The 22,670-nt window shown below is 56.9% G+C and carries 20 protein-coding genes; 11 read left to right on the forward strand and 9 right to left on the reverse strand.

Annotation, left to right across the window (positions count from 1 at the left end):
• Positions 1-381: 381 nt before the first annotated feature.
• The 4 genes from phoH to efeU all read right to left on the reverse strand — a co-directional run bounded on the left by phoH (position 382) and on the right by efeU (position 4,980).
• The gene (phoH, locus tag ABLU78_RS13720) at positions 382-1,170 is read right to left on the reverse strand and encodes a phosphate starvation-inducible protein PhoH (RefSeq protein ID WP_015367231.1); all 789 of its coding nucleotides are present in this window, start codon (positions 1,168-1,170) and stop codon (positions 382-384) included.
• 510 nt (positions 1,171-1,680) lie between these two features.
• A complete protein-coding gene (efeB, locus tag ABLU78_RS13725; RefSeq protein ID WP_048228642.1) occupies positions 1,681-2,964 on the reverse strand; it encodes an iron uptake transporter deferrochelatase/peroxidase subunit in 1,284 nt (427 codons plus the stop codon).
• 4 nt (positions 2,965-2,968) lie between these two features.
• On the reverse strand, positions 2,969-4,096 hold the full coding sequence (gene efeO, locus ABLU78_RS13730; protein ID WP_047045259.1) for an iron uptake system protein EfeO: 1,128 nt from the start codon (positions 4,094-4,096) through the stop codon (positions 2,969-2,971).
• Positions 4,097-4,149: 53 nt separating this feature from the next.
• Complete coding sequence (gene efeU, locus ABLU78_RS13735; protein WP_015367234.1) at positions 4,150-4,980, reverse strand: iron uptake transporter permease EfeU; 831 nt, start codon at positions 4,978-4,980, stop codon at positions 4,150-4,152.
• Between the two features lie 274 nt (positions 4,981-5,254).
• Here efeU and ABLU78_RS13740 point away from each other — a divergent pair, with 274 nt between their 5' ends.
• The gene (locus ABLU78_RS13740; RefSeq protein ID WP_032714255.1) at positions 5,255-6,439 is read left to right on the forward strand and encodes a nucleoside transporter C-terminal domain-containing protein; all 1,185 of its coding nucleotides are present in this window, start codon (positions 5,255-5,257) and stop codon (positions 6,437-6,439) included.
• Positions 6,440-6,472: 33 nt separating this feature from the next.
• Here ABLU78_RS13740 and ABLU78_RS13745 read toward each other — a convergent pair whose 3' ends face one another.
• Entirely contained in the window at positions 6,473-6,907 is a 435-nt protein-coding gene (locus ABLU78_RS13745) for a DUF3574 domain-containing protein (protein ID WP_032707750.1), read from the reverse strand.
• Between the two features lie 241 nt (positions 6,908-7,148).
• Between ABLU78_RS13745 and ABLU78_RS13750 the strand changes: the two genes are divergently transcribed.
• Entirely contained in the window at positions 7,149-8,237 is a 1,089-nt protein-coding gene (locus ABLU78_RS13750) for an AI-2E family transporter (RefSeq protein WP_015367237.1), read from the forward strand.
• A gap of 95 nt (positions 8,238-8,332) precedes the next feature.
• On the opposite strand, the gene putP is transcribed toward ABLU78_RS13750, so the two are convergent.
• Complete coding sequence (gene putP / locus ABLU78_RS13755; RefSeq protein WP_015704992.1) at positions 8,333-9,841, reverse strand: sodium/proline symporter PutP; 1,509 nt, start codon at positions 9,839-9,841, stop codon at positions 8,333-8,335.
• Positions 9,842-10,263: 422 nt separating this feature from the next.
• Between putP and putA the strand changes: the two genes are divergently transcribed.
• Positions 10,264-14,226, forward strand: coding sequence for a trifunctional transcriptional regulator/proline dehydrogenase/L-glutamate gamma-semialdehyde dehydrogenase (gene putA / locus ABLU78_RS13760; RefSeq protein ID WP_048228641.1), 3,963 nt, complete (start codon positions 10,264-10,266; stop codon positions 14,224-14,226).
• A gap of 166 nt (positions 14,227-14,392) precedes the next feature.
• Positions 14,393-14,788 (forward strand): lysozyme inhibitor LprI family protein, encoded by a 396-nt coding sequence (locus ABLU78_RS13765; RefSeq protein WP_032707747.1) that lies wholly within the window; start codon positions 14,393-14,395, stop codon positions 14,786-14,788.
• On the opposite strand, the gene rutR is transcribed toward ABLU78_RS13765, so the two are convergent.
• Positions 14,785-15,423, reverse strand: coding sequence for an HTH-type transcriptional regulator RutR (gene rutR, locus ABLU78_RS13770; RefSeq protein WP_015367241.1), 639 nt, complete (start codon positions 15,421-15,423; stop codon positions 14,785-14,787). The genes ABLU78_RS13765 and rutR overlap by 4 nt on opposite strands.
• Positions 15,424-15,707: 284 nt before the next feature.
• Here rutR and rutA point away from each other — a divergent pair, with 284 nt between their 5' ends.
• The 7 genes from rutA to rutG are packed head-to-tail and all read left to right on the forward strand — an operon-like array spanning position 15,708 to position 21,130.
• Entirely contained in the window at positions 15,708-16,799 is a 1,092-nt protein-coding gene (gene rutA, locus ABLU78_RS13775) for a pyrimidine utilization protein A (protein WP_032707746.1), read from the forward strand.
• The gene (rutB, locus tag ABLU78_RS13780) at positions 16,799-17,509 is read left to right on the forward strand and encodes a pyrimidine utilization protein B (protein ID WP_047055961.1); all 711 of its coding nucleotides are present in this window, start codon (positions 16,799-16,801) and stop codon (positions 17,507-17,509) included. The genes rutA and rutB overlap by 1 nt, the downstream gene beginning before the upstream one ends.
• Positions 17,502-17,894: a pyrimidine utilization protein C gene (gene rutC, locus ABLU78_RS13785; RefSeq protein ID WP_020079164.1), complete on the forward strand. Its 393-nt coding sequence runs from the start codon at positions 17,502-17,504 to the stop codon at positions 17,892-17,894. Before rutB ends, rutC begins: the two co-directional genes overlap by 8 nt.
• The gene (gene rutD / locus ABLU78_RS13790) at positions 17,891-18,694 is read left to right on the forward strand and encodes a pyrimidine utilization protein D (RefSeq protein WP_048228640.1); all 804 of its coding nucleotides are present in this window, start codon (positions 17,891-17,893) and stop codon (positions 18,692-18,694) included. Before rutC ends, rutD begins: the two co-directional genes overlap by 4 nt.
• Entirely contained in the window at positions 18,691-19,281 is a 591-nt protein-coding gene (locus ABLU78_RS13795; protein ID WP_015367246.1) for a malonic semialdehyde reductase, read from the forward strand. Before rutD ends, ABLU78_RS13795 begins: the two co-directional genes overlap by 4 nt.
• A 10-nt stretch (positions 19,282-19,291) precedes the next feature.
• Positions 19,292-19,786 (forward strand): NADH-dependent FMN reductase RutF, encoded by a 495-nt coding sequence (gene rutF / locus ABLU78_RS13800; protein WP_020079167.1) that lies wholly within the window; start codon positions 19,292-19,294, stop codon positions 19,784-19,786.
• Between the two features lie 21 nt (positions 19,787-19,807).
• Positions 19,808-21,130: a pyrimidine utilization transport protein G gene (gene rutG / locus ABLU78_RS13805; protein WP_048228639.1), complete on the forward strand. Its 1,323-nt coding sequence runs from the start codon at positions 19,808-19,810 to the stop codon at positions 21,128-21,130.
• Between the two features lie 37 nt (positions 21,131-21,167).
• On the opposite strand, the gene ABLU78_RS13810 is transcribed toward rutG, so the two are convergent.
• Both ABLU78_RS13810 and ABLU78_RS13815 read right to left on the reverse strand, forming a co-directional pair.
• On the reverse strand, positions 21,168-22,094 hold the full coding sequence (locus ABLU78_RS13810; RefSeq protein WP_020079169.1) for a DMT family transporter: 927 nt from the start codon (positions 22,092-22,094) through the stop codon (positions 21,168-21,170).
• A 157-nt stretch (positions 22,095-22,251) separates the two neighbouring features.
• Entirely contained in the window at positions 22,252-22,425 is a 174-nt protein-coding gene (locus tag ABLU78_RS13815; RefSeq protein ID WP_015367250.1) for a general stress protein, read from the reverse strand.
• Between the last annotated feature and the right edge of the window lie 245 nt (positions 22,426-22,670).

Genomic DNA, 22,670 nt, shown 5'->3' on the forward strand with positions numbered 1-22,670 from the left:
CGACAACTGGCGCAGCCAGTTGGACAGACCGCGAACGCAGTAAGCGGGCTGCCCCGACAAAAACGCCGGGAGCGTTTTTGAACAACGCCTGCGTTGGCCCCGAAGGGGCGAGGCCCATGGATGGGCCGAGTAACGGCGAGCGAAGCGAGTCAATCCCCCCCTCACCGCCATATTCGAGATAAGAGCTCGTACGAAAGTACGGGCTTTTTTCGCATCTGACCACGGTAAACCTTCCCGGGGTCGGCATAAATGCCTCGCCCGGGCTACCCATCCCACAGGCCGCACCACCACCAGTAGCCCGGCCAGGCGCAGCGCCGCCGGGAAAATGTTGCAAAAACAACAAAGCCCGGGACATCCCGGGCTTTGCACACTCACTAGCGTTTAATAATAGGCTTTCAACGTTCGCTGGCAAAGCGTTGAACGCACGCAGTCATCGGTGGTAAAGCGCACGATGCCAATCATGTCGTCTTCTTCAAAACGCGACAGCGCGTCACTCAGTCCTGATTTTACGCCAGAGGGCAAATCACACTGGGTAATATCGCCGTTGACGATCACCGTGACGTTCTCCCCGAGGCGGGTCAAAAACATCTTCATTTGCGCCGCGGTCACGTTCTGGGCCTCGTCCAGAATCACCACCGCGTTTTCAAAGGTGCGTCCGCGCATATAGGCGAACGGCGCGATTTCTACCTTGCCGATTTCCGGACGCAGGCAGTATTGCATAAAGGAAGCGCCCAACCGCTTCACCAGTACGTCATATACTGGTCGGAAATAAGGAGCGAATTTTTCGGCGATATCTCCCGGTAAGAAGCCGAGATCTTCGTCGGCCTGCAGAACGGGACGGGTAACAATAATTCTGTCCACATCCTTATGGATCAGGGCTTCAGCTGCTTTAGCCGCGCTGATCCAGGTCTTCCCGCACCCGGCTTCGCCGGTGGCGAAAATCAGCTGTTTATTGTCGATGGCATTCAAATAATGCGCCTGAGCTTCATTACGCGCTTCAATCGGCGAAAGATCGCGGCTATCCCGCGCCATGCCGATTGCTTCTACGCCACTCATTTGCACAAGCGATGTGACCGATTCTTCTTCACGTTGTTTATGGCTACGCGAATCCCGTCTCAGCACACGTTTTGCCTCACGACGAGCTTTGATCACTGCTTTTTGTCTTCCCATGGATAGCACCTTGCGTTGTTGGTTTACATCACGCGCGTCAAGAGCAACGCGATTATGCGCACGAACGATTGAGGTTTGGCTTCCTTGTAAGCCATTGCTTGCCGGTTGAATGGACAACGAGCCGCGGCTACGCGCACCGCGTACCCTGCCAGAGTTAGCCTGATTAATAGTGGAAGAGATTGGGGTTACAGAGTGAAAATCGCTGCCGGAAGCTGGGCCTCCGTGCTGGAAAGTACGGTATGTGGTTTTACGTTGTCCGCTACAGGACCTTACCATTCGCGATCTCCATAGTGAGCGACATCACTGCCGGGAACTACCGCGTATGTAATAAGTACATCAAAAAATATTCTTAATGCAACTTATTTTTTACATTGACGCAACAATGATTTCTCAATTTACTATAGAAAACTATCCGTCATTTGTATTACAGAAATATAACACATGGCAGGAAATATATTGAATCCGAGAAAAACAGCAGAAAACGCCCTGCCTTCGCCGGCAGGACGCGTATCAGGCTTGCAAAAGAGATTGTCCAAGATAATGCTGGTCGTTCATCACGCCGGGCAACACAAAGAAGTATCCACCACCAATCGGTTTAACGTACTCCTCCAGGGCCTCGCCGTTCAGCCGTTTCTGCACCGTCAGGAATCCCTTTTCCAGATCGTGCTGATAGCAAACGAACAATAACCCCATATCCAGTTGTCCGGAGTTGGTGACCCCCAACGAATAGCTGTAACCGCGGCGCATCATCAGGCTAGATTGCGTCTCAGGCGTACGCGGGTTCGCAAGACGAATATGGCTATCAAGGGCGATCACTTCACCATTCGGATCGCGACTATAATCCGGAACATCATGTTCATGTTTCATCCCCAACGGCGCGCCAGAATGTTTATCGCGACCAAAAATCGTCTGCTGCTCTTTCAGCGGCGTACGATCCCAGAACTCAACGTGGAACTGAATGATACGTGCTGCCTGGTAACTGCCGCCGATCGCCCAGGCCGGTTCGCCCTGGTCGGCAGTAACCCACACCACGTTATCCATTAGCGCTTTATCCTGGCTCAACGGGTTAGCGGTACCGTCTTTAAAGCCCAGCAGGTTAATTGGCGTCTCTTTGCCTTTGCTACGGGCCGCGCTATCAGAAATAAACCCTTCCCGCTTCCAGCGCACGCTCAGCAGATCGGGCGTGTGCTTGATAATGTCACGTAGTGCGTGAATCACCGTATCCTGGGTATTGGCGCAAATCTGCAGTAGCAGATCGCCATGGCACAGTGCAGCATCCAGAGAATCATTCGGGAAACGCGTCATTGCCTGCAGTTTTTTAGGCGCTTTGTCCGCTAATCCAAAGCGCTCATCGAACAGCGAATGGCCGACTGAGACGGTGATAGTCAGGTTATCCGGCGCAATCCACGGCCCTAAAATCCCGGAATCCATCGGCGGCAATCGGGGATTCGGGGTATCCGGTGCCGGACCGCCTGCGGTTAAAAAGGCGATCCGCTGAGTCAGTAAGCGGAACAGGCGTTCGAGGTCAGCTTTATCCGCCGCCAGCACATCAAACGCCACCAGCATCATTGAGGCCTGCTGCGGCGTCAGGATGCCCGCCTGATGCGGGCCATAAAATGGCTGTTTTTCCTGACGCGCATCGGTTGCGAGCGTGCCGGGGGAGCTTTCCGCTTTCGCCGCCTGCGCCATCGGGCAACCGCCGCTGATGGCCAGCGCGCCGCCAAGCGCGCCGATCCCCTTCAGTAAGCGGCGACGTGACGGTTCATTCACGTCGCGAGGTTTCTGTTGTGTCATCGAATTAATCCAGGCCCAAAATTCCGCGTAGTTGAGCCAGATCTTCTGCCAGCGTCGTGATCGGCCCTTTCAGCGCATTACGGTCAGCGGTGGTAAGTTTGTCATAGGTCTCGAAACCGTCTTTCGTGCGGTATTTAGCAAGGATGGCATCAACTTTTTTGAAGTTGGCGTCAACTTTGGCCAGCAGCGCGCTATTATCCTTTTGCAGCTGCGGGCGCAGCAGGTCGACGATTTTCTGTGCGCCGTCGATATTGGCCTGGAAATCCCACAGATCGGTATGGCTGTAGCGATCTTCTTCACCGCTAATTTTGCTGGCCGCCACTTCTTCAATCAGCCCTGCCGCGCCGCCCACCACTTTCGACGGCGGGAAGGCCAGCTCGCTAATGCGTTTTTGCAGTTCCAGCACATCGCTGTTCAACTGTTCAGCATAGTTTTCCATCCCTTTAACGCTGTTATCGCCAAACAGCGCTTTTTCCAGACGATGGAAGCCGGTAAATTTCGGATCTTCGGCTTTTTTCTCGAAATCATCTTCACGGGCGTCAATGCTGCCGTCGAGGTCAGAGAACAGTTCGGCAATCGGTTCGATGCGCTCGTAGTGCTGACGGGTCGGGGCATACAGCGCCTTCGCTTTCTCGATATCTCCGGCTTTTACGGCATCGGTAAAGGCTTTAGTACCGCTAACCAGCTGCGCGGTTTCCGCGGTGACGTAGGCTTTATACGCAGTAATCGCCTCGCCAAGACTTAGCACCGCATCGGCTTTCGCCGCATCTTTGCTGGTTTCACCGGTGACAATCAGCTTTCCTTTCGGATTAGTCAGCAGGCCACAGGTCATATCGTATTCGCCCGGCTGTAGATTAGCCGTCAATTTTTGCGTGAATCCCGGCGCGATATTTTCACGCTCCTCGACCACCATTACGCCTTTCAGGATCTCCCACTCCAGCGCTTTCTGGCTGTGGTTCTGAATGATGAACTGGGTTTTACCCGCCTTCACCGTCACATTCATCGGTTCGCACTGCTTGTCGTTAACGGTAACTTTTACCTGCGGAATGTCCGCAGCCTGAGCGTAGCATGCGGAACTGAACAGCGCGGCGACGGTTAACTGCAGCGCAGTACGGCGAAATTGAATTATCATGGCCATCCCTTTCGAAAAGTATGTTGTAACTATATTAATCAGCGGCGCCTGAATTACGCGGCCCGTGATGCTGTCGTTTTGCTGCCCGGCGGCAAGGCAAAACACACCAGCGCCGGGATCAAATAGAGAAGATAAACCGCCACTTCGCTGACGGTGGGCGTCTCCTGATAACCAAAGATGCCTTCCAGCAGCGTGCCGAACAGCGTATGCGTCGATACCACGTTGCTAAGATCAAAGGCGACATTCTGGAAATAATTCCACAGTCCCGCCTCGTGGAAGGCGCGAATCGCCCCGGCTGCCAGACCGGCCGCCACCAGCAGGATAAACAGACTGGTCCATTTGAAGAACACGCCGAGATTAAGGCGGACACCGCCCCAGTAAAGCAGGAAGCCTAATACCACCGCCGTCGCCAGGCCGAGCATCGCCCCCAGCGGCGGCCAGATGCCCACATCCTGCTGGAATGCCGCCAGCAGGAAAAAAACCGACTCCAGGCCTTCGCGGGCAACCGCAAAAAACACCATCATCACCAGCGCCCAGCCGTGGTTATTCCCGCGCTGCAGCGCGTTATCCACCGCCTGCTCCAGCTGTTGTTTGACGTTGCGCGACACTTTACGCATCCAGAACACCATCCAGGTGAGAATAAATACCGCTATCACCGCCACGATGCCTTCAAACAGCTCCTGCTCGCGCTGCGGAAATTCTCCGGTGGTCTCGTTGATAAAAACCCCTAACCCGAGACAGAGCGCCGCCGCGAGGAATACGCCAATCCACATGACGCCGATCCAGTTGCCGCGCTGGGTTCGTTTTAAATAGCTGGCAATCAGGCTGACAATCAGCGCGGCTTCCAGCCCTTCGCGTAACATGATGAGAAATGGAACAAACATGCCGAAACCCTTAAATGTGAACCGCAGTCAACGGATGCAAAGATAGGTAAATATTTCTGATAGTGATTATCATTACAACAATGAGAAACACAAGCGAAATGTTCAGGGAATGATGACTAGTTGTAAATTAATCGCTACAAAATAGTCACTTGCGAAAATACCTCACCAGCTAAGCATTAAAATGGCAAATAGCATGATTTTTTATGCCACATATTTACCGGGCCGGAGCGCTGTGGCTAAATGGCGGTCCTGATTTATCTGCGAAATAAATAACATGACTCAAATTTTGCACTTCCTGCTGGCGCTGGCGGTTATTCTCGCCCTCGCCTGGCTTGCCAGCTATGACCGACAAAAAATCCGCATTCGCTACATTCTGCAGTTAATTATTATTGAAATCGCCCTGGCTTTCTTTTTCCTTCACGCCGAAAGCGGTTTATGGGTAGTGAAAAATATTTCAGGATTTTTTGCTTCGTTACTCGGGTTCGCCGCTGAAGGGACCAATTTCGTATTTGGCGGGATGGGTGAAAAAGGACTGGCCTTTATTTTCCTCGGCGTACTGTGTCCGATTGTCTTTATTTCCGCGCTGATAGGTATTCTGCAACACTGGCGTATTCTGCCGATCTTTATTCGTCTGATCGGCACCCTGCTGTCGAAGGTGAACGGCATGGGAAAGCTGGAATCATTCAATGCCGTCAGCTCGCTGATCCTCGGCCAGTCGGAAAACTTTATTGCTTACAAAGGCGTACTCGGGGACCTCTCCTCACGTCGCCTGTTCACGATGGCGGCGACCGCCATGTCAACGGTATCACTGTCGATCGTCGGCGCGTATATGACCATGCTTGATGCGAAATACGTGGTAGCGGCGTTGATTCTTAATATGTTCAGCACCTTTATTGTGCTGTCGATTATTAATCCTACGCGCCCCGGTAGCGAAGCAGAAATAAAGCTAGAGAAGATGCATGAATCGCAGAGCTTCTTTGAAATGCTGGGCGAATATATCCTGGCAGGCTTTAAGGTGGCGATGATTATTCTGGCGATGCTAATCGGCTTTATCGCCCTGATTAGCGCCGTTAATGCGTTATTTGCGACCGTCTTCGGCTTAAGCTTCCAGCAAATCCTCGGTTACGTATTTTATCCGCTGGCGTGGCTGGTGGGTATTCCATTAAGCGACGCGCTAAATGCCGGTAGTATTATGGCTACCAAGCTGGTTGCCAATGAATTCGTGGCGATGATCGAGCTGCAGAAAATTGCCGCCAGCATGACGCCGCGCGGGCTAGGGATCCTTTCCGTATTCCTCGTCTCGTTTGCCAACTTCGCCTCCATTGGCATTATTGCCGGGGCGATTAAAGGGCTTAACGAGCAGCAAGGCAATACCGTTTCCCGCTTCGGCCTGCGTCTGGTCTATGGCGCGACGCTGGTGAGCCTGCTGTCCGCCAGTTTTGCCGGACTGGTGCTGTAACTCATCGGGCGGGGGAGCTCCCCGCCCTGCGTTTCAGAAGTGTACGCAGACCGGCTGATCAACGCGCATAACGGACTCCTGGGCAAAGCGCGTCTTATACGTATTACGCAACGCTTCAATCCCCTGCTCGCTTTTCGCATCGTTGCTATGAATCAGCATTAGCGCCTTGCTGGATTCGCGGGCGACTGCGCCATTGTTGCCTAGCCACTGGCCGCGGGCGTCAAATACCGTCAGGCCATCGCGAAAACGCGGCGTCACATCGCGGTCGACAAACTGCTGCCACTCTTGGGCGGTAATATCTTTCCCCGCCGGGCGGCTAAGGCCGAAATAAAGGGTGGTTTGCATCATCCTGTTATCCGCCTGACAGCCGTTATAATCAACGTGCGCGGCGCTTTTCTCGGATGGCGCCACGCATCCTGCCAATAGTGCGGCAACGATCAGCGCCGCAGCGCCCTGGGGTAATTTCATTTGCTATCCTCATTGTTTTTTGTACACAGATATCAGCGTATTTTCAGTGAATTAGCAAGAGATGCGCGAACATGACTCTCTGGCGATACGGCAGATTTTCTTTTGTTCTACACTGATAAACACAACCTGGGCGAAATTCTTTTTTAAATTATTTCCTGCGTTTTTTATTTCAAAGACTTCTCTATAGTTGAGCGTTTTTAACTGGCCTGGCGGCCGCGTAAAATAACAACTGGAATAATTCATGATAGAAAATAATGAGTTAGCTAATATTGAGAAAAGAATTGTCACCCGCTTTCTCGATATGTTTATTAAGTTCGGCTTGATACTGGCGCTGGCCTCCTTCTGCTTTACCGTCTTCTCGCCGTTCCTGAACATGATGCTGTGGGCGCTGATTCTGGCCGTCACGCTGTATCCTTTACATCAGCACATCGCGCGACGTATAGGCGGGCGACAGGGACTGGCATCGACCATATTAGTGTTATTCGGCCTGCTGATTATCGTCATCCCGACCATTTTCATGGTGACCTCGCTTGGCGAAAGCGCCGGCAGCCTGATTGATAAAGTCAGCGGAAGCGATCTGACGCTGCCGCCGCCATCGGCTAACGTCGCCTCTATTCCCCTCGTCGGCGGTAAGCTGTATGCGTTCTGGCTGAAGGCCTCGGCGGACCTGCCGGCGGTACTGAGCAGTTATCACGCGCAAATTGGCGAGGCGGCGAAACTGGTGCTCGGCGTGCTGGCGAGTATGGGCGGCGGGCTGCTGGGCTTTGTCCTCTCCTTTATTGTTGCCGGCGCCATCATGACCTGGGGCGCGGCGGGCGCCAGCAGCGCTAAACGTATCGCTATCCGTATCACTGATGAAAATAAAGGTCTTGCCCTGAGCCGCCTGTGCACCGGCACTATTCGCGCCGTGGCGCAGGGGGTCATTGGCGTGGCGCTGATTCAGGCCTTGCTGACGGGAATTATCATTGCGTTGGCGGGGATCCCGGCCGCCGGGATCTTCTTTGTGCTGGCGCTGGTGCTCGGCATCGCGCAGATTCCGGTAATACTAGTCACCGCCCCGGCGATTGCCATTATGTGGATGACAGGCGACCACGGCACCGCGGTGAATGTCGTGTTTACCGTCCTGCTGATTGTCGCGGGAATGGTTGATAACGTCCTCAAACCGCTGATGTTGGGCCGCGGCGTAGATGCGCCGATGCCGATCGTTCTGCTCGGCGCGTTGGGCGGCATGGCCACCGATGGCATTCTCGGGATGTTTATTGGCGCGACCCTGCTCTCCATCGGGTATCTGATCTTCATGAACTGGGTAAACGAAGGCGCGGCGAAGTAACCGCCTTACCACCAGTAGCTTTCCGCCGGGCCGTACAGGCAGCGAAAAAAACGGCTCCCTTATGGGAGCCGTTGCGGTTTCTGGCGCTCGCTACTTTATTCAGCGGTGGCGCGTACCGGCGGCGCAGAGTGGTAATGCGCGTCCGCTTCAGCAAAACGCTGCTGCATGGCCGCCGATGGCGCCTTGCCCAGCAGGCTGAAGACCACAATCCCGATACTGCCGAACAGGAAGCCAGGGATGATTTCATACAGTCCCAGCCAGCCGAACTGTTTCCAGACGATAACCGTGACAGCGCCAATGATCATCCCGGCCAGCGCGCCGTTACGGGTCATACGCGACCACATCACCGAGAACAGCACTACCGGGCCAAAGGCGGCGCCAAAGCCTGCCCATGCGTAGCTGACCAGACCCAGTACGCGGTTTTCCGGGTTAGCGGCGAGCGCAATCGCAATCAGCGCTACCACCAGCACCATGAAGCGGCCGATCCAGACCAACTCTTTCTGACCGGCGTTTTTACGCAGGAAGGCTTTATACAGATCTTCGGTAATAGCGCTGGAGCAGACCAGCAGCTGGCAGCTCAGGGTCGACATGACCGCCGCCAGAATGGCCGACAGCAGGATCCCGGCAATCCACGGGTTAAACAGGATTTGCGCCAGCTCGATGAATACCCGTTCGGCGTTCTGATTAACCGCGCCCGCCAGGCTCGGGTTGTTATTAAAGTAGGCGATACCGAAGAAACCGACCGATACCGCGCCCGCCAGACAGAGGATCATCCAGGTCATACTAATACGACGGGCATGAACGATACTGTGGTGCGAATCCGCCGCCATAAAGCGCGCCAGAATATGCGGCTGACCGAAATAACCCAGACCCCAACCCATCAGCGAAATAATCGCCACGAAGTTCAGTCCCTTAAGCATGTCGATATTTTCGATGCTTTTTTGCTTAATCACCTCCAGCGAATCGCCGAAACCGCCGACCGAGATAATCACCATCACCGGCGTTAAAATCAGCGCGAAGATCATCAGGCTGGCCTGCACGGTATCGGTCCAGCTCACCGCCAGGAAACCGCCCACGAAGGTATAAACGATCGTCGCAGCAGCGCCGGCCCACAGCGCGGTTTCATAGCTCATACCGAAAGTGCTTTCGAACAGACGCGCGCCGGCAACAATCCCGGAAGCACAATAAATAGTGAAGAACAGCAGGATAACCAGCGCGGAGATAATACGCAGCACGCGGCTTTTATCTTCGAAACGACCGGTAAAATAGTCCGGCAGCGTCAGGGCATTGTTGTTGACTTCGGTATGCACGCGCAGACGCCCGGCCACCAGTTTCCAGTTAATCCACGCCCCCAGCGTCAGGCCGATGGCGATCCAGCTTTCGGAAATCCCGGAGAGGAAAATTGCTCCCGGAAGCCCCATCAGCAGCCAGCCGCTCATATCCGATGCACCGGCAGAGAGCGCGGTAACAAACGGCCCGAGGCTACGCCCGCCGAGAATATAATCATCAAAGTTCTTGGTTGAGCGCCAGGCAATAAAACCTATCAGTACCATGCCAAAAATATAAACAATAAACGTCACCAACATGGGTGTGCTAATAGCCATGCAAATCTCCAGAATTTATTTCGACAACGTCCAACTTTGTCGTTTTAGCCACTACCGGAACGGGGTAATGGCGTATTGGTTGTATTGGGCGAGCGTATCCTGACGGATGCGTCGGTATTTCACAAACGATTTAACACAGCATTTACACGAAAGTTGTCTCAGGAAAAATAGCAATTTTCTATAGGTTGCACTCCCTCACGTTTTTACGGGTTGCACCTGAAAAAACTGTTAAGCAACGCAGATAAATACGTTATTTGAATGAGGCTATTTATTGGAAATTCTTATCAAGACTATTAACAATTCATTCATTTCTCAGCTTGCTAGCCAGGTCACAATTAACAAGGTTGCACAAAGTTGCAACATAGGTGATATTTCTACGCAACCAATAAAAGGGCATTACATAGCTAACAGGAGTTCCCGCAATGGGCACCACTACCATGGGTGTAAAACTTGACGACGCCACGCGCGAACGCATTAAGTCCGCCGCGAGCCGTATTGACCGCACGCCGCACTGGCTGATTAAACAAGCCATTTTCAACTATCTGGAAAAGCTGGAAAACGACGAGACGCTGCCGGAACTGCCGGCGCTCCTTTCCGGCGCCGCCAATGAAAGTGATGAAGCCGGCGCTCCGGCGGATGAGCCATATCAGCCGTTCCTCGAATTCGCCGAACAAATTCTGCCGCAGTCGGTCAGCCGCGCGGCGATCACCGCGGCCTGGCGTCGCCCGGAAACCGATGCGGTACCGATGTTGCTGGAGCAGGCCCGTCTGCCGCAGCCGTTAGGCGAACAGGCGCACAAGCTGGCCTACCAGCTGGCGGAAAAACTGCGCAACCAGAAAACCGCCAGCGGCCGCGCCGGCATGGTGCAAAGCCTGCTGCAGGAGTTCTCGCTTTCCTCGCAGGAAGGTGTGGCGCTGATGTGCCTGGCCGAAGCGCTGCTGCGTATTCCGGATAAAGCCACCCGCGACGCGCTAATCCGCGACAAAATCAGCAACGGCAACTGGCAATCGCATATCGGCCGCAGCCCATCGCTGTTCGTCAATGCCGCCACCTGGGGACTGTTGTTTACCGGGAAACTGGTGTCGACGCATAACGAGACCAGCCTCTCCCGCTCGCTGAACCGCATTATTGGCAAGAGCGGCGAACCGCTGATCCGCAAAGGCGTCGATATGGCGATGCGCCTGATGGGCGAGCAGTTCGTCACCGGGGAAACCATCGCCGAAGCGCTGGCTAACGCCCGCAAGCTGGAAGAGAAAGGGTTCCGTTACTCCTACGATATGCTTGGCGAAGCCGCGCTGACCGCCGCCGATGCGCAGGCCTATATGGTCTCTTATCAGCAGGCGATCCACGCCATCGGCAAAGCCTCTAACGGCCGCGGCATTTATGAAGGGCCGGGGATCTCGATTAAACTTTCCGCGCTGCACCCGCGCTACAGCCGCGCGCAGTATGATCGGGTCATGGAAGAGCTCTATCCGCGGCTGAAATCGCTGACGCTGCTGGCGCGCCAGTACGACATCGGTATTAACATCGACGCCGAAGAGGCCGATCGTCTGGAGATCTCCCTCGATCTGCTGGAAAAACTGTGCTTCGAACCGGAGCTGGCCGGCTGGAACGGAATCGGCTTTGTTATCCAGGCCTACCAGAAACGCTGCCCGTTTGTGATTGATTCGCTGATCGACATGGCGACCCGCAGCCGTCGTCGCCTGATGATCCGCCTGGTGAAAGGCGCCTATTGGGATAGCGAAATCAAACGCGCGCAGATGGAAGGCCTCGAAGGCTATCCGGTTTATACCCGTAAGGTCTACACCGACGTTTCTTATCTCGCCTGCGCCAAAAAGCTGCTGGCGGTACCGAACCTGATTTATCCGCAGTTTGCCACCCATAACGCCCATACGCTGGCGGCTATCTACCAGTTGGCGGGGCAAAACTACTATCCTGGCCAGTATGAGTTCCAGTGCCTGCACGGCATGGGCGAACCGCTGTATGAGCAGGTCGTGGGCAAAGTCGCCGACGGCAAACTCAACCGTCCGTGCCGTATCTACGCGCCGGTCGGTACCCATGAAACGCTGCTGGCGTATCTGGTGCGTCGTCTGTTGGAAAACGGCGCCAATACCTCCTTCGTTAACCGTATCGCGGATAATACCCTGCCGCTGGATGAACTGGTGGCCGATCCGGTCAGCGCGGTCGAAAAACTGGCGCAGCAGGAAGGCCAGGCCGGCTTGCCGCATCCGAAAATTCCACTACCGCGCGATCTGTACGGTCTCGGCCGCAGCAACTCCGCCGGTCTGGATCTGGCTAACGAACATCGTCTGGCCTCCCTCTCCTCTTCGCTGCTTAACAGCGCGCTGCACAAGTGGCAGGCGCTACCGATGCTGGAGCAGCCGGTGGCCGAAGGCGAAATGCAGCCGGTCATCAACCCGGCGGAACCGAAAGATATCGTCGGCTACGTCCGCGAAGCCAGCGATGCCGAAGTGCAGCTGGCGCTGACCAGCGCTATCAATAACGCGCCAATTTGGTTCGCCACCCCGCCGCAGGAACGCGCCGCCATTCTTGAGCGCGCCGCCGTGTTGATGGAAAGCCAGATGCCGACCCTGATGGGGATCCTGGTGCGCGAAGCTGGCAAAACCTTCAGCAACGCCATTGCTGAAGTGCGCGAAGCGGTCGACTTCCTGCACTATTATGCCGGTCAGGTGCGCGACGATTTCGATAATGAAACCCACCGTCCATTGGGCCCGGTCGTCTGTATCAGCCCGTGGAACTTCCCGCTGGCGATCTTCACCGGCCAGATTGCCGCGGCGCTGGCGGCAGGCAACAGCGTGCTGGCCAAACCGGCCGAGCAGACGCCGCTTATCGCCGCGCAAGGCGTAGCGATTCTGCTGGAAGCCGGCGTACCGCCGGGGGTGATTCAACTGCTGCCGGGCCGCGGGGAAACCGTCGGCGCCGCGCTAACCTCAGATGAACGCGTTCGCGGCGTAATGTTTACCGGTTCGACCGAAGTAGCGACGCTGCTGCAGCGCAACATCGCTAACCGCCTTGATGCGCAGGGCCGTCCGACGCCGCTTATCGCGGAAACCGGCGGCATGAACGCGATGATCGTCGACTCGTCGGCGCTCACCGAGCAGGTGGTGATCGACGTACTGGCCTCGGCTTTCGACAGCGCCGGCCAGCGCTGTTCCGCCTTGCGCGTGCTTTGCCTGCAGGAAGAAGTCGCCGACCATACGTTAACCATGCTGCGCGGCGCGATGAGCGAATGCCGGATGGGGAATCCGGGTCGTCTGACCACCGATATCGGCCCGGTAATCGACGCGGAAGCCAAAGAGAATATCGAGCGCCATATTCAGGCGCTGCGCGCGAAAGGCCGTAATGTCTTCCAGGCGGTACGTGAAAATAGCGAAGATGCCCGCGAATGGAATCACGGTACGTTCGTGGCGCCAACGCTTATCGAACTCGAGAGCTTCGACGAACTGAAAAAAGAGGTCTTTGGCCCGGTTCTGCACGTGGTGCGCTATAACCGTAACGAACTGGATAAGCTGGTCGAGCAAATTAACGCCTCCGGCTACGGTCTGACCCTCGGCGTGCATACCCGTATCGACGAAACCATCGCTCAGGTCACCGGCAGCGCGAAAGTCGGCAACCTGTACGTCAACCGCAATATGGTTGGCGCGGTGGTCGGCGTACAGCCGTTCGGCGGCGAAGGGTTATCGGGTACCGGTCCGAAAGCCGGCGGCCCGCTGTACCTGTATCGTCTGCTCTCCAGTCGCCCACAGGACGCGGTCGGCGTCACTTTCGCCCGCCAGGATGCGGAGCGTCCGCTGGACGCCCAGTTGAAAACGCTGCTGGAAAAACCGCTGCAGGCGCTGCAGCAGTGGGCGGCTGGCCGTCCTGAACTGCAGGCGCTGTGTCAGCAATACAGCGATCTGGCGCAAAGCGGCACCCAACGTCTGCTGCCAGGGCCAACCGGCGAGCGCAATACCCTGACGCTGATGCCGCGCGAGCGCGTATTGTGCGTGGCGGATAACGAGCAGGACGCGCTGATTCAACTGGCTGCGGCAATGGCGGTTGGCTGTGAAGTGCTGTGGCCGGATAGCGCCCTGCAGCGCGAACTGGCGAAGAAACTGCCGCGTGAGGTCAGCGAGCGCATTCATTTTGCTAAAGCGGATCAGTTGACCAGCCAGGCTTTCGACGCGGTCATTTATCACGGTGATTCCGATCAGTTGCGCGAGCTGTGTGAGCAGGTGGCGGCGCGCGACGGGGCGATTGTATCGGTGCAGGGCTTTGCCCGCGGCGAAACCAATCTGCTGCTGGAGCGCCTGTATATCGAGCGTTCGCTGAGCGTCAACACCGCCGCGGCAGGCGGTAACGCCAGCCTGATGACCATCGGCTAAAACGGGCTCCCCGGTGGCGCTACGCTTACCGGGGCTACATAACCCCGCCAAAAGGTAGCCCGGCCGCCATCCGGGAAATCTACGGCGCGTTCAACTAATGACAGCCGACCACAGCTGTGCTTAATTAAGGCTCCCGGACGGGAGCTTTTTTTATGGGAGTAGAACGATGAAACGCACTTTAATTGCCGCCGCTGCCCTATTGGCCAGCGGCGCGGCGTGGGCGGATGACTGCAGCAACGCCAACACGCAAACCGAAATGAATCAGTGCGCCGCCGCACAATATCAGGCGGCCGATAAAAAGCTGAATGAGACCTGGCAACAGGCGCTGAAACGCGCCTCCGGCCAACAACTGGAATTGCTGAAGAAAGCCCAGCAGGCGTGGATTTCCCTGCGTGACGCAGACTGCGCGTTTCTCGCTTCCGGCGCGGAAGGCGGCAGTATGCAACCGATGCTGATAAGCCAGTGCATGACCGATAAGAGCGTCGAGCGCGAAGCCTTCCTCGCCTCGCTGCTTCAGTGCGAAGACGGCGACCAAAACTGCCCGCTGCCGCCAGCTAATTAACGTACGCGGATCCCTTCGATAATCATCCGCTGCACGTTATCCACGGTTTGCTGGAAAAACAACTCATCCTGCAGCGTTGCGCCGGTTACCGCCTCCACCTGAGTGGCGAAATCGGCGTAATGCTGTGTTGTCGCCCAGATCATAAAGATAAGGTGCTGCGGATCGACCGCCGCCAGCTTGCCGCTATCAATCCATGACGAGATTATCGCCGACTTTTCATCTATCAACGCCTTCAGATCGCCGGTCAGTTCGCCCATCAGCAACGGCGCCCCCTGCAGCATCTCCAGACAGAACAGCCTGGAAGCCTGAGGATGATCGCGCGATACCTCAAGCTTGAGGCGAATATATTCGCGGATCGCCACCAGCGGGCTGATATCTTCGCGAAATGCCCGCAGCGGCGCCAGCCAGATGGCGAGGATCCGCTGCAGTACGGCAACGTACAGCGCCTCTTTTGATGGGTAGTAATAGAGTAAATTGGTTTTCGATACGCCGGCCAGTTCAGCGACCTGCTCCAGCCGCGTACCGTGAATGCCGAACTGCGAGAAGGTCTCCAGCGCAGCGGCCAGAATGGCCTCTTTTTTGGCGCTCACCGCCTGTGAACGCTTGCCGGTTTTTTTCACGGCGCCCTGTGCCATACGTCTTCTCCTTCAGTAGTCGTCTTCAGCATAGCAAAAGCCCCTCGCCGACACGACCCTGCGCACTCCGATCGCGCATGACTGCCGTTTTTTCGTGCACTGATTTTGACCATTCGGTCCACATTTTTATCCTTAAATCCAGTAACCATTTCACAACACATTAATAACAAAAACTTTTTTAAAACTGGCATTACCTTTGCTTTATTTCCACTGCGAGGTGGTTCGGGAAGAGGCAGGATGCCGCACCGCGCAATTTCATCTTCCATGACGACAGAGAGGTAGTTATGAAAATCGGTGTTTTCGTTCCCATTGGTAATAACGGCTGGTTAATTTCCACCCATGCACCGCAGTATATGCCCTCCTTCGAACTGAATAAGGCAATTGTTCAGAAGGCCGAGCACTACCATTTCGACTTCGCGCTCTCCATGATCAAACTACGCGGCTTCGGAGGGAAGACTGAGTTCTGGGATCATAACCTGGAATCGTTCACCCTGATGGCCGGTCTGGCGGCGGTGACGTCGAAGATCGAGATTTATGCCACCGCCGCGACGTTGACGCTCCCTCCGGCCATCGTCGCCCGCATGGCCTCGACAATCGACTCTATCTCCGGCGGACGTTTTGGCGTGAATCTGGTGACCGGCTGGCAAAAACCGGAATATGACCAGATGGGGATCTGGCCCGGCGATGAATACTTCGCCAGTCGCTATGACTACCTGACTGAATACGTTACGGTTCTGCGCGATCTTTGGGGCACCGGGCGCAGCGATTTTAAAGGTGATTACTTCACCATGAACGACTGCCGGGTCAGCCCACGTCCATCGCAACCGATGAAGGTTATCTGCGCCGGGCAAAGCGACGCCGGCATGGCGTTCTCCGCCCAACACGCCGACTACAACTTTTGCTTTGGCAAAGGGGTTAATACCCCCGCCGCCTTCGCGCCCACCGCCGCACGGATGATGCAGGCGGCGGAAAAAACCGGCCGCGAGGTCGGCTCCTACGTGCTGTTTATGGTGATCGCCGACGAAACTGACGAAGCGGCCCGCGCTAAATGGGAACACTACAAAGCCGGCGCGGATGAAGAGGCGCTGGCATGGCTGACCGAACAGAGCCAGAAAGATACCCGCTCCGGCAGCGATACCAACGTCCGCCAGATGGCCGACCCCACCTCCGCGGTCAACATCAATATGGGCACCCTCGTCGGCTCCTATGCCAACGTCGCCCGTATGCTCGATGAGGTGGCGGCGGTCCCCGGTACCGACGGCGTACTGCTGACCTTCGATGATTTCCTGCAGGGCATTGACGCCTTCGGCGAACGTATTCAGCCGCTGATGCGCTGCCGTGACCATATTGCTCCCATTACCCGCGAGGTGGCCTGATGATTACCCTTCCCGCTCGCCCGGAATCGCTGACCTTGTCGCCGCAGCACAGCGCGCTAATCGTAGTCGATATGCAAAACGCCTATGCAAGCCAGGGCGGATACCTGGATCTCGCCGGTTTTGACGTCTCCGCCACCCGGCCGGTTATCGATAATATTAATCTCGCGGTGGCCGCCGCCCGCGCCGCCGGCATGTTAATTATCTGGTTCCAGAATGGCTGGGACGAACAGTATGTGGAAGCCGGCGGCCCCGGCTCGCCGAATTACCATAAATCAAACGCGCTGAAGACCATGCGCCAACGCCCGGAACTACAGGGCAAGCTGCTGGCAAAAGGCGGTTGGGATTATCAACTGGTTGACGAATTACGGCCCTGGGAGGGCGATATCGTCCTGCCGAAACCCCGCTACAGCGGCTTTTTCAATACCCCGCTCGACAGCATTCTACGCAGCCGCGGTATTCGCCACCTGGTATTCACCGGCATCGCCACCAACGTCTGCGTCGAATCGACGCTGCGCGATGGTTTCTTCCTCGAATACTTTGGCGTGGTGCTGGAGGATGCCACCCATCAGGCAGGTCCCGTCTTCGCGCAACAGGCGGCGTTATTCAACATTGAAACCTTTTTCGGCTGGGTCAGCGACGTCGGCAGCTTCTGTCGCGCCATAGAACCCGACGCCCCGCTCGCTTTTACCGAGGAGAAACGCTATGCCTAAACAGGTGATTATTCCCCCCGGCACCGCTACGCCGATTGCCCCCTTTGTTCCAGGGACGCTCGCCGACGGAGTGGTATATGTCTCCGGCACTCTGCCGTTCGATAAGCAAAACAATGTGCTCTACCCCGGCGACCCAAAGGCGCAAACCCGTCACGTGCTGGAGATTATCAAAAGCGTTATCGAAACGGCGGGGGGCAGTATGGCGGATGTGACCTTCAACAGTATCTTTATCACCGACTGGCAAAATTACGCCGCGATTAACGAGGTTTACGCCGAGTTTTTCCCCGGTGATAAACCGGCGCGTTTCTGTATTCAGTGCGGGCTGGTGAAACCCGATGCGCTGGTGGAAATTGCCAGCGTCGCCCATATCGGGACTCCAACATGATGAGGCTCAATATTGCCCCGCCGCCGTGGCCCGGCTCCCCGGTGGTGGTGCTGAGCGCCGGGCTTGGCGGGGGTAGCGCGTACTGGCTGACGCAGCGGGCGGCGCTGGAACAGCATTATCAACTGGTGTGCTATGACCATAACGGTACCGGGGAGAACCGCGGCCCATTGCCGGAAAATTACAGCATGGCGACGATGGCGCAGGAGCTGTTCAGCGCCCTGCAGGCGGCGGGCATCATGCGCTTCGCGCTGGTTGGCCACGCCCTGGGAGCGCTGATTGGGATGCAATTGGCGCTCGACTATCCGCGCGCGGTCAGCGCGCTGGTGCTGGTAAACGGTTGGCTAACGCTTTCCCCGCATACCCGCCGCTGCTTTCAGGTCCGCGAACGCCTGTTGCATGCCGGCGGCGCCCAGGCGTGGGTCGAGGCTCAGCCGCTGTTTCTCTATCCGGCGGAGTGGATGGCGGCCCGCCTGCCGCGTCTCGAAGCGGAAGACGCGTTGGCTATTAGCCATTTCCAGGGCAAGGAGAATCTACTGAAAAGGCTGCAGGCCCTGAAACAGGCGGATTTTTCGCGCCGCGCGGCGGCTATCGCCTGCCCGACACTGATCATCAGCGCCACCGACGACCTGCTGGTCCCCGCCTCCTGCTCGCGAATGCTGCAGGCGGGGATTCCAGGTAGCCGACTCGTGGAAATGGCCTGGGGCGGCCATGCCTGTAACGTTACCGACAGCGACACTTTTAACCCTATTTTACGCGACGGCCTGACGACCCTGCTGCCGGTCGCCGAGGAGAATATATGAGCGAAGCAATCAACCAAAAGGCTTGCGAGACCCTATTCACCCATGCCCGGACCTACAATGGCTGGCGGGAGCAGGCGGTTAACGATCGGCAGCTGCAGGAGATTTACGACTTGATGAAAATGGGGCCGACCTCGGCCAACTGTTCACCGGCGCGAATCGTTTTTGTGCGCAGCGCCGAGGGCAAAGCGAAACTCCGCCCAACGCTCTCCAGCGGCAATGTGGAAAAAACCATGCAGGCGCCGGTCACCGCCATCGTGGCCTGGGATAACGCGTTTTACGAGCGCCTGCCGGCGCTGTTTCCGCACGGCGACGCCCGGAGCTGGTTTACTTCCAGTCCGCAGTTGGCCGAGGAAACCGCCTTTCGCAACAGCTCGCTGCAGGCGGCGTATCTGATTTTCGCCTGCCGCTCGCTGGGCCTCGACACCGGCCCGATGTCGGGGTTCGACCGCGAGAAAGTCGATGCGGCGTTTTTCGCCAACAGCGGCTGGAAAAGCAATCTACTGGTGAATATCGGCTATGGCGACCCCGGCAAATTGTACGACCGGCTGCCGCGCCTGAGTTTTGATGAAGCCTGCCTGCTGGCATAAGGAGACGGTAATGAACGTAGCGGATCAACACAGTTTTCGTGACGCCATGGCCCATGTCGGCGCGGCGGTCAACATTATCACCACCGAAGGGCCTGCCGGGCGCGCCGGTTTTACCGCCAGCGCGGTATGCAGCGTAACCGATACCCCGCCGACGCTGCTGGTGTGCCTCAACCGTTCGGCTTCGGTCTGGCCGGTATTCAGCGAACATCAGGCCCTTTGCGTCAATACCCTCGCGGCCGGACAGGAGGCCCTGTCGACGCTCTTTGGCGGTAAAACAGCAATGGATGAGCGCTTTGCCGCCGCCGACTGGCAAACCGGCGCGACCGGCTGCCCGCGGCTGAAAGAGGCGCTGGTCAGTTTCGACTGCCGCATCGACCAGCGGCTACAGGTCGGCACCCATGACATTCTGTTTTGCCAGGTCGTGGCTATCGCCCGCCAGCCGGAACCGCGCGGCCTGATGTGGTTTGACCGCGGCTATCACACGCTTATGCGGCCCGTTTGTTAACCTCTCACCCGGGATATCATCATGGCACTCTTCGATTTTCCTCGCTGGCAGTTAACCACCCCCGCCGCGGATGCCGGCGTTGTCGCCCCGGATGAACGTTTATCCGCCGGGCAAACGCTGATCATGGGCGTGCAGCACGCCGTGGCGATGTTTGGCGCGACCGTATTGATGCCTTTATTGATGGGGATTGACCCCAACCTGGCTATCCTGCTGTCGGGGGTGGGCACTCTGCTGTTCTTTGTCGTCACCGGCGGCCGGGTACCGAGCTATCTTGGCTCCAGCGCCGCCTTCGTCGGCGTGGTCATCACCGTGACCGGCTTCACGGGCCAGGGGTTGAATCCTCATCTCAGCATCGCCCTCGGCGGCATTATCGCCTGCGGGCTGCTCTATACCCTGATCGGTCTGGTGGTGATGAAAATCGGCACCGGCTGGATAGAGCGACTGATGCCGCCCGCAGTAACCGGCGCGGTGGTGATGGCGATCGGTCTAAACCTGGCGCCGATTGCCGTGCACAGCGTTTCCGCCAACGCCTTCGACAGCTGGATGGCGATGCTGACGGTGCTTTGTATCGGCGCCGTCGCGGTCTTTACCCGAGGACTGCTGCAGCGTCTACTGATCCTGATGGGGCTTATTATCGCCTGTGCGCTCTATGCGCTGCTGGCCAACGGATTCGCTCTTGGTAAACCGCTGGATTTTGCCCCTGTCACCCAGGCGGCGTGGTTTGGTGTCCCGCACTTGACTTCCCCCACCTTTGACAGCCAGGCGATGCTGCTGATTGCACCGGTGGCCATCATTCTGGTGGCGGAAAACCTGGGGCATTTAAAGGCCGTATCGGGAATGACGGGGCGCAATCTGGATCCCTGGATGGGGCGCGCGTTTGTCGGCGACGGGCTGGCGACCCTGCTTTCCGGCGCCTGCGGCGGTAGCGGCGTCACCACCTATGCGGAGAACATCGGCGTTATGGCGGTGACCAAAGTCTATTCAACGCTGGTGTTTGTCGCCGCGGCGCTGATCGCCATCCTGCTCGGCTTTTCGCCCAAGTTCGGCGCCCTGATTCATACGATCCCAGGCCCGGTCATTGGCGGCGCATCAATCGTGGTCTTTGGTTTGATTGCGGTCACCGGGGCGCGGATATGGGTGCAGAATCGGGTCGATCTCAGCCTGAATGCGAATTTAATCATGGTAGCGGTGACGCTGGTTCTGGGCGCAGGCGATTTTACTTTATCGCTGGGGGGCTTTCGCCTTGGAGGGATTGGGACGGCGACTTTCGGCGCTATTTTACTGCATGCGTTGCTTAACCGCCGTCAGCATCAGGAAAAGGTGGCAAAAGCCACTACGGTATAATCAGGGTTCGCCCCGGCGACGCGCGCCGGGGCCATAATTAGGGCTCGCGCCGATCCGCAAGCTCTGGCGCTTCCTCTGCCGCAATCTGCGGCCGCGATTTTTTCTTCCACTTCAGCTCGCTGACCAGCACTCCGGCGAGAATAAACAGACAGCCCACCAGCGCCAGCAGCGGCAGACGCTCGCCGGCGATACGACCAAACACGCCAGCCCAAACCGGCTCGCCGGTGTAAATCAGCGTCGCCCGCGTCGGCGATACGCTACGCTGCGCCCAGTTCATGGTGACCTGAATAATGGCGCTGAAAATTCCGAGTCCCAGCGCGACGGCCAGCAGTTCCGGGCGCATCGGCGGGATAGACTCCCCAGCCGGCCCCATCGCGGCAAAAGCCACCAGCGAGGCAGTCGCCAGCTGTACCACCGTCACCCGGCGCACATCGACCTGACGCGCCCACGCGCTGATTAAAATGATTTCGGCAGCGATAGCCACCGCGCTTGCCAGGGTAATCATTTCGCCAATCCCCAAAGCCAGCAGATTGTTTTCCGGCCCCGCCAGCAGGATCAGCCCGATAAACGCCAACACGATGCCCACGCAGGACATGACGCCAGGCATGCGCCCAAGACACAGCCACTGCAACAGCGGCACCAGCGGTACATACATGGCGGTAATAAACGCCGATTTACTGCTGGAGATGGACTGTAAGCCCCAGGTTTGCAGGCTGTAGCCGAGCGCAATCGCCACGCCGATTGCCACACCGGCCTTAACCTCAAGCCAGGTCAGGCCGCGTAACGTACGCAGCGACAGTAGCGCCACCGCCAGCGCGGCGGTGGCAAAGCGCAGGCCGACGAAGAAAAACGGCCCGCTAAAGTTCACGGCGTACTGTACGGCAAGAAAGGTACCGCCCCAGAACATGGTGATCACAATCAGGATCAGTTCCTGCGGCGTTATCGAGAGTTTGAGCGAAGACATGAGGCGACCAATAGCAATAAATAGCTAACCAGTTTCGCAGGCGCTTCAGGCCGAAAGCAACACCCATAGACAAAAAAACCGCCGACATACGTCGGCGGCGAGGGTGATGCGGCAGGGTCGGGGGAGATTAACACCGCATCATAAAAGACAGTCCCGGCTAGCTATTGCGATTGCCGTGACTATTTTTACCCCCTTTTTTGCCAGCTTCCGAGGCGCGTTGAGGATCGTTTTTAAAGTTCCCCCCGCTGTGCTGGCCACCTTTACGACCTGCTTCTGATGCTCTGGCACGATCTTCGGCAAAATTGCCGGAACCGCCACGATGGTTTGCCATTACTGACCTCCATTGGGTTTGACATCATATTGCATTAGGTGAGTTCTGGGCCTAAGCCCCCGCGGCATATGGCATGGCCATTATGCATCGCGTGCTTATAAGCGTAGTAAATGAAACTCATTCCCCAAGCAAATAGTCACATTCCGCAACATTTAATCGTCAAAACCAGACGCCAGCCGCGATCGCAACCGCTAAGCATTTCTTCTTACAGCTGAAATCAGCCCTGCGCAAAATGTATCTATTTG

This window comes from Klebsiella sp. JN_Kp122, from assembly GCF_040062085.1.
GTDB lineage: Bacteria > Pseudomonadota > Gammaproteobacteria > Enterobacterales > Enterobacteriaceae > Klebsiella > Klebsiella aerogenes.

Bases quoted from the DNA above. Each gene is read 5' to 3' on its own strand.
- phoH (WP_015367231.1), bottom strand. From the start codon at position 1,170: ATGGGAAGACAAAAAGCAGTGATCAAAGCTCGTCGTGAGGCAAAACGT.
- efeB (WP_048228642.1), bottom strand. From the start codon at position 2,964: ATGACACAACAGAAACCTCGCGACGTGAATGAACCGTCACGTCGCCGC.
- efeO (WP_047045259.1), bottom strand. From the start codon at position 4,096: ATGATAATTCAATTTCGCCGTACTGCGCTGCAGTTAACCGTCGCCGCG.
- efeU (WP_015367234.1), bottom strand. From the start codon at position 4,980: ATGTTTGTTCCATTTCTCATCATGTTACGCGAAGGGCTGGAAGCCGCG.
- ABLU78_RS13740 (WP_032714255.1), top strand. From the start codon at position 5,255: ATGACTCAAATTTTGCACTTCCTGCTGGCGCTGGCGGTTATTCTCGCC.
- ABLU78_RS13745 (WP_032707750.1), bottom strand. From the start codon at position 6,907: ATGAAATTACCCCAGGGCGCTGCGGCGCTGATCGTTGCCGCACTATTG.
- ABLU78_RS13750 (WP_015367237.1), top strand. From the start codon at position 7,149: ATGATAGAAAATAATGAGTTAGCTAATATTGAGAAAAGAATTGTCACC.
- putP (WP_015704992.1), bottom strand. From the start codon at position 9,841: ATGGCTATTAGCACACCCATGTTGGTGACGTTTATTGTTTATATTTTT.
- putA (WP_048228641.1), top strand. From the start codon at position 10,264: ATGGGCACCACTACCATGGGTGTAAAACTTGACGACGCCACGCGCGAA.
- ABLU78_RS13765 (WP_032707747.1), top strand. From the start codon at position 14,393: ATGAAACGCACTTTAATTGCCGCCGCTGCCCTATTGGCCAGCGGCGCG.
- rutR (WP_015367241.1), bottom strand. From the start codon at position 15,423: ATGGCACAGGGCGCCGTGAAAAAAACCGGCAAGCGTTCACAGGCGGTG.
- rutA (WP_032707746.1), top strand. From the start codon at position 15,708: ATGAAAATCGGTGTTTTCGTTCCCATTGGTAATAACGGCTGGTTAATT.
- rutB (WP_047055961.1), top strand. From the start codon at position 16,799: ATGATTACCCTTCCCGCTCGCCCGGAATCGCTGACCTTGTCGCCGCAG.
- rutC (WP_020079164.1), top strand. From the start codon at position 17,502: ATGCCTAAACAGGTGATTATTCCCCCCGGCACCGCTACGCCGATTGCC.
- rutD (WP_048228640.1), top strand. From the start codon at position 17,891: ATGATGAGGCTCAATATTGCCCCGCCGCCGTGGCCCGGCTCCCCGGTG.
- ABLU78_RS13795 (WP_015367246.1), top strand. From the start codon at position 18,691: ATGAGCGAAGCAATCAACCAAAAGGCTTGCGAGACCCTATTCACCCAT.
- rutF (WP_020079167.1), top strand. From the start codon at position 19,292: ATGAACGTAGCGGATCAACACAGTTTTCGTGACGCCATGGCCCATGTC.
- rutG (WP_048228639.1), top strand. From the start codon at position 19,808: ATGGCACTCTTCGATTTTCCTCGCTGGCAGTTAACCACCCCCGCCGCG.
- ABLU78_RS13810 (WP_020079169.1), bottom strand. From the start codon at position 22,094: ATGTCTTCGCTCAAACTCTCGATAACGCCGCAGGAACTGATCCTGATT.
- ABLU78_RS13815 (WP_015367250.1), bottom strand. From the start codon at position 22,425: ATGGCAAACCATCGTGGCGGTTCCGGCAATTTTGCCGAAGATCGTGCC.